This window comes from Streptomyces sp. NBC_01546 (assembly GCF_045208355.1).
GTDB lineage: Bacteria > Actinomycetota > Actinomycetes > Streptomycetales > Streptomycetaceae > Streptomyces.
The window spans coordinates 8,239,545-8,255,989 of sequence record NZ_CP109379.1; the positions used below are offsets into that span (position 1 = coordinate 8,239,545).

The window sequence follows — 16,445 nt, forward strand, 5'->3', positions numbered from 1 at the left end:
CCACCACGCGGCCTCGTTCATCTGTGTTCGGCCGACGCATCGTTCGTCCGGCGCCCTGTGGATGGGCTTCTCCGGGCCGGCCGTCGACGGCTCCCACATACAGGCGTCAAAGGGGGATCCAGGACGGGACGAAGCCCCGTTGACCGGGGCAGGACGGGCAGCAAGCATCACCTGATCACCGACGCCACTGGTATCCCGCTCGCCGCCACCTTGACCCGGCGGCAACCGCAACGACGTCACCCAGCTGATCCCGCTGCTTGAGGCGGTACCGCCGGTGCGGGGCAAGCGAGGCTCGGCGTAAAGCCGCCTATCGCCCGCCGGGCACCGAGCACGGCTCCGGACTCGGCGCCCAACGCTGGGTCGTGGAGCGAGCATTCGCCCACCTGCACTGGTTCCGCCGCCTGCGGATCCGCTGGGAGATACGCGATGACATCCACGAAGCCTTCCTCACCCTCGGATGCGCACTGATCTGCTGGCGACGCCTGAACTTCCGGTAGGAGTTTCAAGACAGGCACGGCTTACGTTGACGGCCCAGTGGCCGACCTCAGGTTGGCTTGCGCCACACGGAGATGTGCTTCGCGGAGTCCTGGGTGAACGGCGCCCCGTCCCAGTCCGCGACGCGACGTTCCATCTCGAGCCCAGCGATCCGTGCCATCAGGTCGAGCTCTGCCGGCCAGGCGTAGCGGTGCCGGGAGTTGTCGCGGCGGTAGCGGCCGTCGTCGCCGTCGCGGGTGAAGTGGTGCGAGACGAGAATCTGCTCGACGGGGTCGACGGTGTCCAAGCCGAGATGCTGCTCAGAGACGTCGAACGGCACCGCGACCTGGCCGGGCGGCAGGAACCGCAGCGGCGGCACGCCCAGCTCGATGACGAATCGGCCGCCGGGCTCCAGATGACGTGCGGCGTTGCGGAAGCACTCGACCTGCTCGTCCTGCGTGAGCAGGTTCGTGATGGTGTTGTAGACGAGATAGACCAGGGTGAACTCGCCGGGAACGACGGTGGTGGCCATGTCCCCGATGACTACCGGGAGCGTGTCCTCGTCGATCTTGCGCCGCATCACCGCTGCCATGTGCTCGGACAGTTCGATGCCCACTACCGGCACGCCGCGTTCCCGGAGCGGGACGCCCACTCGTCCGGTCCCGATGGCGAACTCCAGTGCCCGGCCGTCTCCGGCGAGCTCGGCGAGGAAGGCGAGAGTCGGTCCGAGAACGGCGGCCGAGGATGTCTCGGTCTCCTCGGCGTCGTAGCGGTCGGCGGTCGCACGGGTCCACAGCTCACTGCTCGTCACAGGCGGCCACTCTTCCGGGTACCGAGGGGCGCTGTCGACGCATTTACCTTCCACCGGCTCCGATCACACGGTTCGGGGCGGGCCGGGACCTTTCAGGGCACCGCCCGGCTCGGGGTGCACGGTCAGGGCAGTGGTGCGGTCGTTCTCCTCGGCGCAGCGGGCACCGCCCACAGCTCGTCGTCGACTTCCCATTGCTTCGGCCGAGCGACCCAGCACCCCCGGATCATCAGTCTCGGAGTGATCCAACCACCTTGAAGAACATTTCGTTAGGAGTACTTGGTGGCGGAGCCGGGCCGTGGAACGCCACGGCCCGGCTCCTGGGCACTCCGGCTCAGCGGGCGCCGAGGAGGTGTTCAAGGGCGAGCTGGTCCAGCTGTTCGAAGGCCATGCCGCGGCGGGCGGCGGCATCGACGTCGAACTCGTCGAAGGCGGACCGGTCGGCCAGTAGCCCGGCCAGGCCGTCCTCGGCGGTGGGGAGGGTGAGTTCGGGCAGTCGGGAGGCGGCGAGCGCGGTCTGGACCTCCGGATCGGACCGGAAGGCGCGGGAACGCTCCGCCAGGAGCAGGTAGTTGCGCATGCAGGCGGCCGCCGAGACCCAGACGCCGGCGGAGTCCTCGGTGCGCGGCGGTTTGAAGTCGAAGTGACGGGGGCCGTCGTAGCCGGCCGACTCCAGCAGGTCGACCAGCCAGAAGGCCTGGCGCAGGTCGCCCGCGCCGAAGCGCAGGTCCTGGTCGTATTTGATGCCGGTCTGGCCGTTGAGGTCGATGTGGAACAGCTTGCCGTGCCACAGAGCCTGGGCGATGCCGTGCGGGAAGTTCAGCCCGGCCATCTGCTCGTGGCCGACCTCCGGGTTGAGGCCGACCCGCTCGGGTCGGTCCAACTCGTTGATGAACGCCAGGGCGTGGCCGATGGTGGGCAGCAGGATGTCGCCGCGCGGCTCGTTGGGCTTGGGTTCGATCGCGAAGCGCAGGTCGTAACCCTGGTTCTCGACGTACTCGCCCAGCAGGTCGAAGGCCTCCTTCAGCCGGTCGAGGGCGGTACGCACGTCCTTGGCCGCGCCCGACTCCGCGCCCTCGCGGCCGCCCCAGGCGACGTAGACCGAGGCGCCGAGTTCCACGGCCAGGTCGATGTTGCGGATCGTCTTGCGCAGCGCGTACCGGCGCACGTCCCGGTCGTTGGCGGTGAAAGCGCCGTCCTTGAAGACCGGGTGGGTGAAGAGGTTGGTGGTGGCCATCGGCACCTTCAGCCCGGCCGTGTCGAGGGCGGTGCGAAAGCGCTTGACCGCCTGCTTGCGGGCGGCGTCGCCGGCGGCGAAGGGGATCAGGTCGTCGTCGTGGAACGTGACGCCGTAGGCGCCGAGTTCGGCCAGCCGTTCCACGGTCTCGACCGGGTCGAGGGCGGGCCGGGTGGCGTCGCCGAAGGGGTCCCGGCCCTGCCAGCCGACGGTCCACAGGCCGAAGGTGAACCTGTGCGCGGGGGTGGGGGCGAGCGGGTCGCTGGTCATGAGGCGCTCCGGATCAGGCCGAGGGCTATTTGTAATGTCGAAAAACAAATTAGTATGCCGAGACGCCAGAAGGAACCCCACCGGAGGAACGCATGTCTGCTCAGCGTGTCGTGATCGGTGTCGACAGCTCGACCCAGTCCACCAAGGCCCTCGCTGTCGACCTGAAAACCGGCGCCGTCCTGGGCGAGGGCCGTGCCGCGCACGCCGTCAGCGCGGGCGCCGGACGCGAGAGCGACCCCGAACAGTGGTGGCGGGCGCTCGGCGAGGCCACGGCGGGCACCGGCTGGGCGGATCGCGCAGCCGCCTGCTCGATCGCCGGCCAGCAGCACGGCCTGGTCACCCTCGACGCGGCCGGCCGGCCGGTGCGCCCGGCGCTGCTGTGGAACGACGTCCGCTCCGCCCCGCAGGCCGCCGAACTCGGAGCCGCGTTTGGCCCGGCAGAGCTCGCGCGCCGCACCGGCAGCGTCCCGACGGCCGCCTTCACGTCCGCCAAGTGGGCCTGGCTGCACGCGAACGAGCGTGCCGCCGCCGACCGCGTCGCGGCCGTCCGCCTTCCCCACGACTTCCTGACGGAGCGGCTGACCGGCGAGGCGGTGACGGACCGCGGTGACGCGTCGGGAACCGGCTGGTGGGGCCCGGACGGCTACGACCGGGACGTCCTCGACCGGATCGGCCTCGACCCCGGGCTGCTGCCACAGGTCCTCCCGCCGGGCGCCTTGGCGGGCGCCGTCCGGGCCGGGATGCCACTGCGCGAGGGCGCGCTGGTGGCCACCGGGACCGGTGACAACATGGCCGCCGCCCTCGGGCTGGGCCTGACCCCCGGACGTCCGGTGCTGAGCCTCGGTACCTCCGGCACCGTCTACGCCGTCGGCCGGACCCGGCCCGCCGACCCGAGCGGAACCGTCGCCGGCTTCGCCGATGCCCTCGGCGGCTGGCTGCCACTCGCCTGCACGCTCAACTGCACCCTCGCCGTCGACCGCTTCGCCGCCCTCGTCGGCCGCGATCGCGAGGACGTCGAGGCAGGCGGCACGGTGGTGGTCCTTCCCTATCTGGACGGCGAGCGCACTCCGGACCTCCCGGGCGCTTCCGGCCTGGTCCACAGCCTGCGCCACGACACCACGCCGGGCCAGCTGCTCCAGGCCGCCTACGACGGTGCCGCCCAAGCCCTGCTTGCGGCCCTGGATGACGTGCTGCGCGCCGGAGGCGAGAACCCCGCCCCCGACGAACCACTGCTGCTGATCGGCGGCGGAGCCCGCGGCAGGGCCTGGCAGCGGACCGTCCTGCGGCTGTCCGGCCGGGCGGTCCAGGTGCCCGAGGCCCGGGAACTGGTCGCGCTCGGGGCCGCCGCCCAGGCCGCCGCCCTGCTCACCGGTGAGCCTGCCGACGTCGTCGCCCGGCGTTGGGGGACCGCCGGGGGCCGGGTGCTGGAACCCGTGACCCGTGACGACGACACGCTCGAACGGATCACCAGTACGCTGCGGCGGGCGCGCGCCTTGCAGGAGGTCGCGTCGGCAGAACGATAGGAGGGTCGGCTCAATGGCGGGGATCGGCAGGGCGGGCGGGGGCGTGGAGGCCGTGCCCGCCTCGCAGCAGGGGATGCGTCGCCAGAATCTCGCGGTGGTGATCGGCGCGGTCGCCGCGCACGGTCCGCTCTCCCGGGCGGACGTCGCCGGGCACACGGGCCTGACCAGGCCGGCCGTCTCCTCCATGGTCGACGAGCTCATCGGCCGTGGCGCGCTGACCGAGACGGAGACCGCGCCCAGCGGGCGGGTCGGCCGCCCCGGACGGGCACTGGAGGTGAGCGATCGGGGTCCCGCGGGCCTCGGCCTGGAGATCGGCGTCGCCCATCTCGCCGCGTGCGTCGTGGACCTGCGCGGTGAACCCCGGATCTGGCGCCGGGTGGAGCGGGCCAACGCGGGCCGGCCGGCTGGGCAGGTGCTGGCGGAGGCCGCCGCGCTGGGCGCCGAGGCGGAGGCGGAGGCCGCCGCCCTCGGCCTGCGCGTCGTGGGCCGTGTCCTGGCCGTGCCGGGGGTGGTGCCGAACGAGCCGAGCGGGCTGGTCGGACACGCCCCCAACCTCGGCTGGCAGGCCGTCCGCCCCGCCGACCACTGGCCCGACTCCGACACCGTGCCCGAGCCGGAGAACGAGGCCAACCTCGGGGCGCTGGCCGAGCAGTGGCACCAGGGACACCCCGCCGAGACCTTCGTACACGTCTCCGCCGAGGCCGGAATCGGTGCCGCACTGGTCGTCGGCGGGCAGCTGTTCCGCGGCGCCCGCGGCTTCGCGGGCGAACTCGGCCACCTGCCCGTCCACCCGGAGGGCGCCCGCTGCGCCTGCGGGGCACGCGGCTGCCTGGAGCAGTACGCAGGCGAAGCGGCCGTGCTGCGCGAGGCCGGGCTCGCGCACGTCGGCGACCCGGTGGCCCTGCTGGCCGAGCGGGCAGGCGCCGGGGACGCGGCGACCCTGCGCGCCCTGGACCGAGCAGGACGGGCCCTGGGCCTCGCCCTCACCTCGGCGGTGAACCTGATCGACCCGGACGCCCTCGTTCTGGGCGGCGCCTACGCCGAACTCGCCGACTGGCTCCTCCCGTCCATCCGCGCCGAACTCGCCGCCAGGGTCACCGTCCGGCCCTGGACCCCGGAGGCGGTACGCCCCTCAGCCCTGGGCCGACGCGGACCGGTGCTGGGCGCGGCATGGTCGACCGTCCGACAGATCATCGCCGATCCCACCCGCCTGCCGGCACGCTAGTGCCGTGACCGCGCGGGTCCGCCGGGCTGGTGGCCGCAGTTCCCGGGTGAACCGGGGGCGGTCAGTCGTCGATCGCCCGCAGCAGGTCGTTGCTCACACTGGGGGCCGGCCACTGCTCCACGGCCGTGATGTGGACGGTCGCATCTGCGGCTCCGCGCGGAACTGGAACATGACCGAGATCGGCTGAGCGCGCCCGGGGCGGCCTGCCGAGGGCACGCCACCCCGCCTCATGTGCTCCTCACGGGGTACGGCCTCAGACGCTGAAGGTGACGCGCGCGAGCCGCACCGGCCACGCAGTCCCCGGTGCCACCCGTTCTCGCTGATGACGAGGGGCAGGCCGGGATAGCGGGCGGCGCGGTTTCGGCAGCCTGCCGGCCGCCCGGCAGAGCCTCGGCAGTCCGCGCCCTGCCCGATCGGCGTCGTGTGATCGACAAGGCGGTGTCTTCTGTGGCCGCGGTGAACTGGCCGGCCGGTCGGCTTGACAAGAGTTGGGCGTCAGCGGACGAGGCCTCTCGGGGCCGGTTTCTTCCGAGTGTGCCGAGGCCCGGAGCCCTGCGGAAGGGAATGCTTCCGTAAGGCTCCGGACTCGTCACCTGCTCTGCGTCACAGTGCCGGGTAGGCGTTCTTCATGAGCTCCTGGAACTGGGCGGAGAACCACTGTCCAGCGAGCGGCGCGTCCGGGAGGGACCCCGACATGCTGTTGCCGTTGCGTACGTTGCCCGTGTAAGTGGGGTCGCACATCCGGTCGAAGCCCTTGCCCTCGTTGTTCGGGATCTCCTTGCTGGCCCCGTCGGACTCGCCCGGGGGCTTGATCCACACGTAGGCGTCGATGCCGGCGGCCGGGGCAGCTTGCGGTCGTTCGCCGAGTCCGGCGCCGGACTGGTTGCACCAGTTGCCGAGGTGGATGCGCCGGTCGTAGCGGCCGCCGTTGACGTAGGTGTCCACGCTCGTCAGCGCGCCGGGTCCGGTGGGCCGGGCGGTGCCGCCCCAGCCGTTGCGGGAGGTGTCGATGAGCATACCGATGTTGGCGTCGAAGCCCAGGGAGACCAGCTGGGTGCGCATGCCTTGGGCGTAGGACAGTTCGTCGGTGTAGCGGTTCCAGTCGACCCACTTCGACTGGCGTACGGAGGTGCCGTTGATGGAGTCGTCGATCTTGAAGTTGTCCTCCTTCAGGGCGCTGTAGTTGGCGGTGTTGACGATGAAGCCGTGCACGTTGGAGAGCGTGGAGCCCTCGGCGGTCGCGGCCTGCTTGAACATCTCGGCGGAGGCGCCGAGGTTGTCGTCCCAGCCGAGCCAGCCGTGGTGGCCGGCGTCAACGTAGTTGTAGACGTTGGCGATCGAGCCGAGCTTGTTCAGGGCGTAGCCGACGCCCTTGACATAGTTGCCGTTGGTCTTCATCACGTCGCAGTTGGCCGTGGCGGTGGGGCGGCCGGAGACGTTGGTGACCAGGTTCGGCAGGGAGTCGATCTCGACGGTGGTGACGATCCGCAGCCCCGCGTACTTGGGGTCGGCGAGGATCGCGGCGATCGGGTCGATGTACTGCGTCTTGTACTTGTCGATCTCGGTGGGGCCCAGTTCGCCGTTGGAGGCGAGCGCAGAGCAGTCCCGGCCGGGCAGGTTGTAGATCACCAGCTGGACGACGAGTTCGCCGCTGCCCTTCTGTGTCAGGGCCGCGTTGAGGTGGTCGCGCAGACCCATCGTGCCGCTCGTGCCGGTGACGAGGGCGATGCGGTCAAGCCAGACGGCGGTGGGCTGGTTGGACACCCTGCTGCCGCCCGGTTCGGCGGCGGCATGGGCGGACCACTCGGGGTTCACGTACATCTTGGCGCCGGCGTAGGGGTTGTCGACCTTGCCGCCGGTGGGCGGAGGCGTGGTCGGCGGCGTCGTGGGCGGTGTGGTCGGCGGCTGGGTCGGGTCGGTCGCGCCGTTGCAGGTGACGCCGTTGAGCTTGAACGTCGCGGGCACGGCGTTGGTGCCGCCGTACGAACCGTTGAAGCCGAAGGAGGTCGAACCATCCGTGGCCAGGTTCCCGTTGTACGAGAGGCTCTTGGCGGTCACGGCCGCCCCGGACTGGCTGATCGTGGCGTTCCAGCCCTGCGTGACCTGCTGACCGTTCGCGTAGGACCATTCCAGGGTCCAGGAGGCGACCGGTTCACCGGTGTTGGTGACGATCACATTGGCGCCGAACCCGGTGTTCCACTGGTTCGTGATCTGGTACTCGACCTTGCAGCCGGCGGTGGCGGCGCCGGCGGAGGTGCCTAACACGGTGGCGGTGGCGCCCGCGGCGGTGACGAGGCTGAGGGCCGCCAACAGGGCGGTACGCCTGGTCGTACGGGAAGTCGTGCGGGGACTCGTGCCGATTGCTGAGCGGCTCATTTTCGTGGGGTGCCTTTCAGTTCAGGGCGCGCAGGTGGTCGCGCAGCCCGGTGCCGAGTGCGGGGAGTGCCGTTGTGCGGAGGGGTGCCGTCGTACGGAGCGGGTGCGGTCGTCGGAACCGGGGCCGTGGCGCGGTCGATGAACGTGTGTCCGCAGGCGTGCTCGCCGCTCTCGCCCGCGACCGGGGGGACCCGGTCCGCGACCGAGGCGAGGGTGGGGGAATCGGTGAGCCACTGGCTCGGGTCGTTGTAGGCGATCCCGGGGACCGGCAGGAAACTGCGGCCCCGGTCGCATGCACGGCCTCCACCAGGTCCTGCATGCCGGCGACCTCGTGGCCGATGCCGGCAGGTACCGCCGTCGCGCAGGGTCAGCGCTGCTCCGCCGAGCAGCGCTGATGGAAGCGCTCCCACTGGTTGGGGCCAGACCGTAGCGCCAACTGACGCCAAGCAAAAGAGGAGTTGAGCAAATTCCTCGCAGATTGCCTTCGACTCTTCACACGTCTTGACGCCGTCACGCCACGTCTGCACGGTGGGAGCGCTCCCACTGGTCGGAGCTTGGAGCTTGTGCGCAATCGTTCTTCCGTCCCCGTCTCCCCGAGTCGCGAGGAGAACCATCCGCATGTCGGCACATCCCCCACCCAGACCGCGCGTCCGACGCAGGCTGCTGACCGCATCGGCCGTGGCCGTCTCGCTGTCCCTTCCCCTCGGTCTCACGGCCGTCGGCGCCACCACCGCCGCGGCCGCGGCGGTGCAGTGCAGCGTCGACTACAAGACCAACGACTGGGGTTCGGGCTTCACCACCGAACTCACCCTCACCAACCGGTCGGCGACCGCACTCGACGGCTGGACCCTCACCTACGACTACTCCGGCAACCAGCAACTGACCAACGGCTGGAACGGCACCTGGACCCAGTCCGGCAAGAGCGTCCGCGTCGCGGCTCCGGACTGGAACAGGACCGTCGCTGCCGGCGCGGCCGTCACCGCCGGCGCCCAGTTCGCCTACAGCGGGACCAACGCCGCCCCCACCTCTTTCGCCGTCAACGGCACCCCGTGCACCGGAGCCCACCAGCCCCCGGTCGCCGTCCTGACCAGCCCCGCCGCAGGCGCCGTCTACACGGCGGGCACTCCCGTCCCGCTCGCCGCCACCGCCGCCGCGGCTGACGGCGCCACCGTGGGCAAGGTCGAGTTCTACAGCGATACCACGCTCCTGGGGACGGACGCCACGGCGCCTTTCACCCTGGATGCCACCGGCCTCGCAGCTGGTTCCCACTCCCTTTACGCGAAGGCCTACGACAGCCTCGGGGCCTCCGCCGAGTCTGCACCCGTCGGCATCACCGTCGCCGCCGGCCCCGCGCTCGTCGCCACCCCCGCGCAGCTCTCCGTACGCCGCGGGGAGACGGGCACCTTCGACTTGAAGCTGTCCAAGCAGCCGGCCGCGAACGTCACGGTGGGCATCGCCCGCACCTCGGGCAACACCGACCTCGCCGCGACGCCCGCCGAGCTCACCTTCACCCCGGCGAACTGGAACACCGCCCAGAAGGTGACGGTCACCGCCGGTGCCACCGGCAGCGGCTCCGCCGTCTTCACCGCGACCGCACCCGGCCATGCGAAGGCCGAGGTCAGCGCGACCCAACTCGCCGCCGGCTCCACGTACGCCGCCCGGTTCCTCGATCTCCACGGGAAGATCACCAACCCGGCCAACGGCTACTTCTCGCCCGAGGGCATCCCGTACCACTCCGTCGAGACGCTGATTGTCGAGGCCCCGGACCAAGGGCACGAGACGACCTCGGAGGCCTACAGCTACCTGATCTGGCTGCAGGCGATGTACGGGAAGATCACCGGGGACTGGACCAAGTTCAACGGCGCGTGGGCGGTCATGGAGAAGTTCATGATCCCCACCCACGCCGACCAGCCGACGACCGGCTCCTACAACGCCTCCAAGCCCGCCACCTACGCCCCCGAGCACGACCTTCCCTCGCAGTACCCGGCCAGGCTCGACGGGGGAGTTGCCGCCGGCGCGGACCCGATCGCCGGGGAGCTGAAGAGCGCGTACGGCACGGACGACATCTACGGCATGCACTGGCTCCAGGACGTCGACAACGTCTACGGCTTCGGCAACGAGCCCGGAAAGTGCTCCGCCGGACCGACCGAGACCGGACCCTCGTACATCAACACCTTCCAGCGAGGACCCGAGGAATCGGTGTGGGAGACCGTTCCGCACCCCACCTGCGACAAGTTCGCCTACGGCGGCAAGAACGGCTATCTCGACCTCTTCACCGGGGACTCCTCCTACGCCAAGCAGTGGAAGTTCACCGATGCCCCGGACGCCGACGCGCGTGCCATCCAGGCCGCGTACTGGGCCGACATCTGGGCCAAGGAGCAGGGCAAGGGAACCCAGGTCATCGCGACCGTCTCCAAGGCGGCCAAGATGGGTGACTATCTGCGGTACTCCATGTTCGACAAGTACTTCAAGAAGTCCGGGAACTGTGTCGGCCCGACCGTCTGCCCCGCCGGCACGGGCAAGGACAGCGCGCACTACCTGATGTCCTGGTACTACGCCTGGGGCGGCGCCACCGACACCTCGGCCGGCTGGTCCTGGCGCATCGGCTCCAGCCACGCACACAGCGGCTACCAGAACCCCCTCGCCGCCTACGCGCTCAGCGAGTACGCCCCGCTGAAGCCCAAGTCGCCGACCGGCGCGACGGACTGGGCGACCAGCCTCGACCGGCAGTTGGAGTTCTACCGCTGGCTCCAGTCCGACGAGGGCGCCATCGCCGGCGGCGCCACCAACAGCTGGCAGGGGCGCTACGCACAGCCCCCGGCCGGGACTCCCACCTTCCACGGCCTCTTCTATGACGAGAAGCCGGTCTACCAGGACCCGGCGTCCAACCAGTGGTTCGGCTTCCAGGCCTGGTCCATGGAGCGGGTCGCCGAGCTCTACCAGCAGACGGGCGACACAGGTGCCAAGGCCGTGCTCGACAAGTGGGTCGGCTGGGCCCTGTCGAAGACCACGATCAACCCCGACGGCACCTACCGTATCCCCTCCACCCTCCAGTGGTCCGGCGCCCCCGACACCTGGAACGCGTCGGCTCCCGGAGCCAACACGGGCCTGCACGTCACCGTCGCCGCCTACACCGACGACGTGGGCGTGGCCGCCGCATACGCCAAGACCCTGACCTACTACGCCGCCAAGTCCGGGAACACCGAGGCCAAGCGGGTCGCCAAGGCCCTGCTCGACGGCATGTGGGCCCACCACCAGGACCCGCTGGGCGTCGCCGTCCAGGAAACGCGGACGGACTACAACCGCTTCAGCAACCCGGTGTACGTGCCCAGCGCGTGGACCGGCAAGATGCCGAACGGCGACACCGTGAACTCCTCGTCCACCTTCGCCTCGATCCGCACCTTCTACAAGAACGACCCGGCCTGGCCGAAGATCGAGGCCTACCTCGCCGGCGGCGCCGCGCCCGTCTTCACCTACCACCGGTTCTGGGCCCAGGCGGACATCGCCCTGGCCATGGGCTCGTACGCAGAGCTGCTCGAATAGGAGCCCGCCCCGCCCGGAGACAGCCCCGCGTACGACGAGGCCGGGCAGCCCGTGAGGGCCTGCCCGGCCTCCGCGCGTCCACCCGTCACACGCTCTCCCGGAAGCCCGGGCCGCGTCGATATCGATGACGGGGGGTCGCCCCGGGCTTCGAGCGGTTCACAGCCCCAGTGCCAGCCGGTAATACGCCTGGTTCCAGCGGAGATCGCGCCGGAACTGCTTCGGGGTGGTGGTCTCGTCGATGAGGGCGAGTTCCAGGCGGAGCATCTCCGCCAGGTCGTCGAGGTGGTCGCAGGTGAGGGCGGTACTGAGGACGGTGTGGTGCGGTCCTCCGGCCGTCAGCCAGGATTCGGTGGAGGTTCGCAGGTCGGGGTGGGGTCGCCAGACCGCGCGGGCGACGGGCAGGGCGGGCAGCGGGTGGGGGGGTGCCACCACGTCGATGTCGTTGGCGATCAGGCGGAAGCGGTCGCCGAGGTCGGCGAGGCCGACCACGACGGCCGGGCCGGGGGCGGCGTCGAACACCAGGCGCACCGGGTCCTCCCGCCCGCCGATGCCGAGGGGGTGGATCTCGCAGCTGGGCCTGGCGGCCGCGATGGTGGGGCAGACTTCCAGCATGTGTGCGCCGAGGATGAGCTCGTTGCCGGGTGTCAGGTCGTAGGTGTAGTCCTCCATGAAGGAGGTGCCGCCGGGGAGGCCGGCGGCAGCCACCTTGAGGGCGCGCAGCAGGACGGCGGTCTTCCAGTCGCCCTCTCCTCCGAAGCCGAACCCCTGGGCCATGAGCCGCTGGACCGCGAGGCCGGGCAGCTGGCGCAGTCCGCCCAGGTCCTCGAAGTTGGTGGTGAAAGCCCCGAAGCCGCCCGTTTCGAGGAAGGTGCGCAGGCCGGCTTCGATGCGGGCCGCGTAACGCAGCGAGTCGTGCCGTTCGCCGCCCGGTCGCAGTTCCGGCGCCAGGTCGTACAGGTCAGCGTACTCCTCGACGAGGGAAGCCACCTCGGTCTCGTCCGCGCTGTCGACGACCTCCACCAGGTCGTTGACGCCGTAGGTATTGACGGAGACGCCGAAGCGCAGCTGGGCCTCGACCTTGTCGCCCTCGGTGACGGCCACGTCGCGCATGTTGTCGCCGAAGCGGGCGACCTTGAGGGTGGCCAGTTCGGATCGTGCGGCTGCGGCCCGCGCCCAGATCGCGACGCGTGCGGTCGTCACCGGATCGGTGACGTGGCCGGCCACGGTCTTGCGGGGTACGCCGAGACGGGTCTGGATGTGCCCGAACTCGCGGTCTCCGTGGGCGGCTTGGTTGAGGTTCATGAAGTCCATGTCGATGGTGTCCCAGGGCAGGGCCACGTTCGACTGGGTGTGGAGGTGCAGCAACGGCTTGCGCAGCGCGTCCAGTCCGGCGATCCACATCTTGGCCGGCGAGAATGTGTGCATCCAGGCGATGAGCCCGATGCACCGGTCGTCGGCGTTCGCGTCGAGGCACACCCGGCGGATGGCGTCGGCGTCGGTCAGTACCGGCTTCCACACGACACGTGCGGGAATGCCGGAGACGTCTGCCAGGGCGGTGGCGATCTGCCGCGACTGTTCGGCGACCTGCTTCAGTGTCTCCTCCCCGTACAGGCCTTGGCTGCCCGTGAGGAACCAGATTTCCTGGGCGGGAGATGTTCGGCTGGGCACATGGACTCCTGAAGGTGACGTCCCGCAACGGTGGTGAGGGCGGCGGGCGGGTGGGGAAGCGGGAAGGAAGAGCGGGGCGGGGTCAGCCCGCTGTGCGGGTCGTGTCGCGGATGCTCCTCAGGCGGTGCAGCAGGCCGCCGGTGCCGAAGTGGTCGTGCAGGAGCCGGTACTCGGCGAAGAGGGCGTCGTAGGCGTCGGCCCGGGAGGCGTCGGGCGTGTAGACGGCGGGCAGGCGGCGGCCCATGGCTGCGGTGGCCGTTCGCACGTCGGTGTGCGCGCCGGCCGCTACGGCGGCGTGGATGGCCGACCCGAGGGCGGGGCCCTGGTCGGACGCGGCGAGGGAGACGGGGCGGCGCAGCACGTCGGAGTAGATCTGCATCAGCAGTTCGTTCTTGGCCAGTCCGCCGGCGACGATGAACTCGTGCACCGGTACGCCGCCTGCTTCCAGGGCCTCCACGATGACGCGGGTGCCGAACGCGGTGGCTTCGAGCAGCGCGCGGTAGACGTCTTCGGGGCGGGTCGCGAGGGTGAGACCCACGATGACTCCGGAGAGGTGGTGGTCGACGAGGACCGAACGGTTGCCGTTCAGCCAGTCGAGGGCGACCAGTCCGTGGCCGCCGACCGGCTGGCCGGCGGCTTTCCGGGTCAGCAGGGTGTGCAGGTCCTCGCCGCGGTCGGCGGCCTCGGCGAGGTAGTCCGACGGGACTCCTTGGTCCAGTACCCAGGCGAAGATGTCGCCGACCGCGCTCTGGCCGGCCTCGTAGCCGTAGGTTCCCTCGACGATCCCACCGCCCACGACACCGCAGATGCCGGGGACATCGGCGAGGACGGGAGCGTTCACGACGTGGCAGGTGGAGGTGCCCATGATGGCGAGCAGTTGACCGTCCTTGACGGCCTGGGCCGCCGCCGCGGTGACATGGGCGTCGACGTTGCCCGCGGCCACGGCGATGCCGGGGCGCAGCCCTGTCCAAGCTGCCGCCTCGGTACTGAGCGAGCCCACTCGTGAGCCCAGCGCGGAGAGGGGGAATTCGAGACGGGTGCGTGCGAAGTCGGCGAACCGGGGGTTCAGCGCGGCCAGGTACTCCTCGCTCGGGTAGGCGCCGTCCTGGTGGATGCCCTTGTATCCGGCGGTGCAGGCGTTGCGGGACTCGGTTCCCGTGAGCTGCCACACGATCCAGTCGGCGGCCTCGATCCACCGCGCGCAGGTTTCGTAGACGAGCGGATCCTCCTCCAGGACCTGCAGGGCCTTCGCGAACTGCCACTCGGCGGAGATCCGGCCGCCGTAGCGGGCGATCCACTTCTCCCCGCGGGCGTGGGCGAGTTCGTTGATGCGGTCGGCATGCGACTGGGCGGCGTGGTGCTTCCACAGCTTGGGCCACGCGTGCGGCCGTCCGGCGAGCTCCGTCTCGGCGAGGGGAGTCCCGTCGGCCAGCGTGGGCAGGACGGTGCACGCGGTGAAGTCGGTGGCGATGCCGATCACCGAGGCGGGATCGATCCCGGCCGCCGCCACGGCCTCCGGGACGGCGTGACTCAGTACGTCCCGCCAGTCCTGGGGGTGTTGGAGGGCCCAGTCCGGAGGCAGTTGCGCACCGCCGTGCGGCAGGTGCCGGTCGATGACGCCGTGCCGGTAGGCGTGGACCGCCGCGGCCAGCTCCTGACCGTCGCGAACCCGCACCACCACGGCGCGGCCCGACAGCGTGCCGAAGTCGACGCCGACCGTGTACTGCTCCGATTCCTCGGAAGGCGGGGTGGGCGCGAGGGGATGGGGTGACGTCAACAGAGTGCCTTTCGAAGGAGCCGTGGGGCGGCAGGCGGCGCGGCCCGGCAGCCGGAGATGCCGTCCCGACAATCCTGGCGGTCGGCGGAGGGTCCGATGCCATGCAGTGTGAGCGCTAACAATGTCGATAGGCAAGAGGTCTGCGTGGATCATGTGGGGAGCTCCTTCGGCGCGGCGGCCTCCGTATACCGGGGGCTCGGCTCGTTCTGCCGTTGATTCGGTGCGGGTTGAGGTCTCTGATCCGGGTGGCGGGGTCGATGGTCTCGCGAACGGATGGAGTCCGCCTCGTTGTCGCACGTGACCGGTAACGGACAGGTAACGCGCGCAAGGGGGTTGAGAACCTGGCTTGTTAGCGCTCACAATGCGACGGCGCCCCCTTCTCAAGGGCATCCCTCTCCTGTCGACCCCGGCTCCGACCCTGGCCCCGCCATGCCCCCTGACCCCGGGCACAGCCCCCGGCCCCGGCCGTGCAGAGCCTCTTCCGTACAACCCGAAAGGACACCCGCGATGGCTCGCAGAGCAGCTCTCGTCCTCACCGTCACCCTTCTCGCCTCCTCGGCGTTGACCGCCTGCTCGACCGAGGGCCCCGCCTCCGGCCCGGCCTCCGGGGCCAAGGCGGACTCCGGCGGCGCGATCACCATGGGCTTCGCCCAGGTCGGCGCCGAGAGCGGTTGGCGTACCGCCAACACCAAGTCCGTCCAGGAGGCGGCGAAGAAGGCCGGGATCGACCTCAAGTTCTCCGACGCGCAGCAGAAGCAGGAGAACCAGATCAAGGCGATCCGTACCTTCATCCAGCAGAAGGTCGATGTGATCGCCTTCTCGCCGGTCGTGGAGTCCGGCTGGGACACGGTGCTGAAGGAGGCCAAGGACGCGGGCATCCCGGTCATCCTCACCGACCGCGCCGTGGACACCAAGGACACCTCCCTCTACAAGACCTTCCTGGGCTCGGACTTCGTCAAGGAGGGCAAGTCCGCGGGCGAGTGGCTGACCAGCGCGTACGCCAACGAGCAGAGCCCGGTCAACATCGTCGAGCTCCAGGGCACCACGGGCTCCGCACCCGCCAACGACCGCAAGGCCGGCTTCGCCGACGCCATCCGCGCCGACGGCAAGTTCAAGATCGTCGCCTCGCAGACGGGCGACTTCACCCGCGCCAAGGGCAAGGAGGTCATGCAGGCGTTCCTGAAGTCCCAGAAGGACATCGACGTCCTCTACGCCCACAACGACGACATGGCCCTCGGGGCCATCCAAGCCATCGAGGAGTCCGGCAAGAAGCCCGGTACGGACATCAAGGTGATCTCGGTGGACGGAATCAAGGACGCCTTCGTCGCCATGACCGAGGGCAAGATAAACGTCGTGGTGGAGTGCAACCCGCTGCTCGGCGACCAGCTGATGGAGCTCGCCAAGAAGGTCGTCGCAGGGGAGAGCGTGCCCACCCGGGTCGAGACCCAGGAGGGCGTCTTCCCGCAGGACAAGGCCGCGGCCGCGCTGCCGTCCCGGAACTACTGAAACAGCAGGTTCCGGTGCGGAGGAGGCCCGGCCCCGGT

General features: G+C 70.5%; 9 protein-coding genes and 1 pseudogene. 5 read left to right on the forward strand and 5 right to left on the reverse strand.

Annotated elements, in window-relative coordinates:
* Positions 1-79: 79 nt before the first annotated feature.
* Positions 80-497 (forward strand): annotated as a pseudogene (locus OHA89_RS37640) (transposase); the annotation flags it as partial.
* 47 nt (positions 498-544) lie between these two features.
* On the opposite strand, the gene OHA89_RS37645 reads toward OHA89_RS37640, so the two are convergent.
* Positions 545-1,285: a class I SAM-dependent DNA methyltransferase gene (locus OHA89_RS37645; RefSeq protein ID WP_406368110.1), complete on the reverse strand. Its 741-nt coding sequence runs from the start codon at positions 1,283-1,285 to the stop codon at positions 545-547.
* 331 nt (positions 1,286-1,616) lie between these two features.
* Positions 1,617-2,789 carry a xylose isomerase gene (xylA, locus tag OHA89_RS37650; protein WP_406368111.1) on the reverse strand — a complete coding sequence of 391 codons (1,173 nt, stop codon included), beginning with the start codon at positions 2,787-2,789 and terminating at the stop codon, positions 1,617-1,619.
* A gap of 92 nt (positions 2,790-2,881) precedes the next feature.
* Here xylA and xylB point away from each other — a divergent pair, with 92 nt between their 5' ends.
* Positions 2,882-4,312: a xylulokinase gene (gene xylB, locus OHA89_RS37655; protein WP_266616232.1), complete on the forward strand. Its 1,431-nt coding sequence runs from the start codon at positions 2,882-2,884 to the stop codon at positions 4,310-4,312.
* Between the two features lie 13 nt (positions 4,313-4,325).
* Positions 4,326-5,537, forward strand: a complete 1,212-nt coding sequence (locus tag OHA89_RS37660; protein WP_266616230.1) for an ROK family protein — start codon at positions 4,326-4,328, stop codon at positions 5,535-5,537.
* Between the two features lie 603 nt (positions 5,538-6,140).
* Here OHA89_RS37660 and OHA89_RS37665 read toward each other — a convergent pair.
* The gene (locus tag OHA89_RS37665; protein WP_266616228.1) at positions 6,141-7,913 is read right to left on the reverse strand and encodes a glycoside hydrolase family 6 protein; all 1,773 of its coding nucleotides are present in this window, start codon (positions 7,911-7,913) and stop codon (positions 6,141-6,143) included.
* 618 nt (positions 7,914-8,531) lie between these two features.
* On the opposite strand from OHA89_RS37665, the gene OHA89_RS37670 reads away from it, so the two are divergent.
* Positions 8,532-11,456 (forward strand): glycoside hydrolase family 48 protein, encoded by a 2,925-nt coding sequence (locus OHA89_RS37670; RefSeq protein WP_406368112.1) that lies wholly within the window; start codon positions 8,532-8,534, stop codon positions 11,454-11,456.
* Positions 11,457-11,612: 156 nt separating this feature from the next.
* Here the strand turns inward: OHA89_RS37670 and araA are convergent, their stop codons facing one another.
* Both araA and araB read right to left on the reverse strand, forming a co-directional pair.
* Positions 11,613-13,124 (reverse strand): L-arabinose isomerase, encoded by a 1,512-nt coding sequence (araA, locus tag OHA89_RS37675; protein ID WP_266616224.1) that lies wholly within the window; start codon positions 13,122-13,124, stop codon positions 11,613-11,615.
* Positions 13,125-13,206: 82 nt separating this feature from the next.
* The gene (gene araB / locus OHA89_RS37680) at positions 13,207-14,901 is read right to left on the reverse strand and encodes a ribulokinase (protein ID WP_266616222.1); all 1,695 of its coding nucleotides are present in this window, start codon (positions 14,899-14,901) and stop codon (positions 13,207-13,209) included.
* Positions 14,902-15,408: 507 nt separating this feature from the next.
* On the opposite strand from araB, the gene OHA89_RS37685 reads away from it, so the two are divergent.
* Entirely contained in the window at positions 15,409-16,407 is a 999-nt protein-coding gene (locus OHA89_RS37685) for an ABC transporter substrate-binding protein (protein ID WP_266616220.1), read from the forward strand.
* Positions 16,408-16,445 lie beyond the last annotated feature (38 nt).

Excerpts from the sequence above, each read along its gene's own strand:
- xylB (WP_266616232.1), top strand. The coding sequence starts at position 2,882 with ATGTCTGCTCAGCGTGTCGTGATCGGTGTCGACAGCTCGACCCAGTCC.
- OHA89_RS37660 (WP_266616230.1), top strand. The coding sequence starts at position 4,326 with ATGGCGGGGATCGGCAGGGCGGGCGGGGGCGTGGAGGCCGTGCCCGCC.
- xylA (WP_406368111.1), bottom strand. The coding sequence starts at position 2,789 with ATGACCAGCGACCCGCTCGCCCCCACCCCCGCGCACAGGTTCACCTTC.
- OHA89_RS37685 (WP_266616220.1), top strand. The coding sequence starts at position 15,409 with ATGGCTCGCAGAGCAGCTCTCGTCCTCACCGTCACCCTTCTCGCCTCC.
- OHA89_RS37665 (WP_266616228.1), bottom strand. The coding sequence starts at position 7,913 with ATGAGCCGCTCAGCAATCGGCACGAGTCCCCGCACGACTTCCCGTACG.
- OHA89_RS37670 (WP_406368112.1), top strand. The coding sequence starts at position 8,532 with ATGTCGGCACATCCCCCACCCAGACCGCGCGTCCGACGCAGGCTGCTG.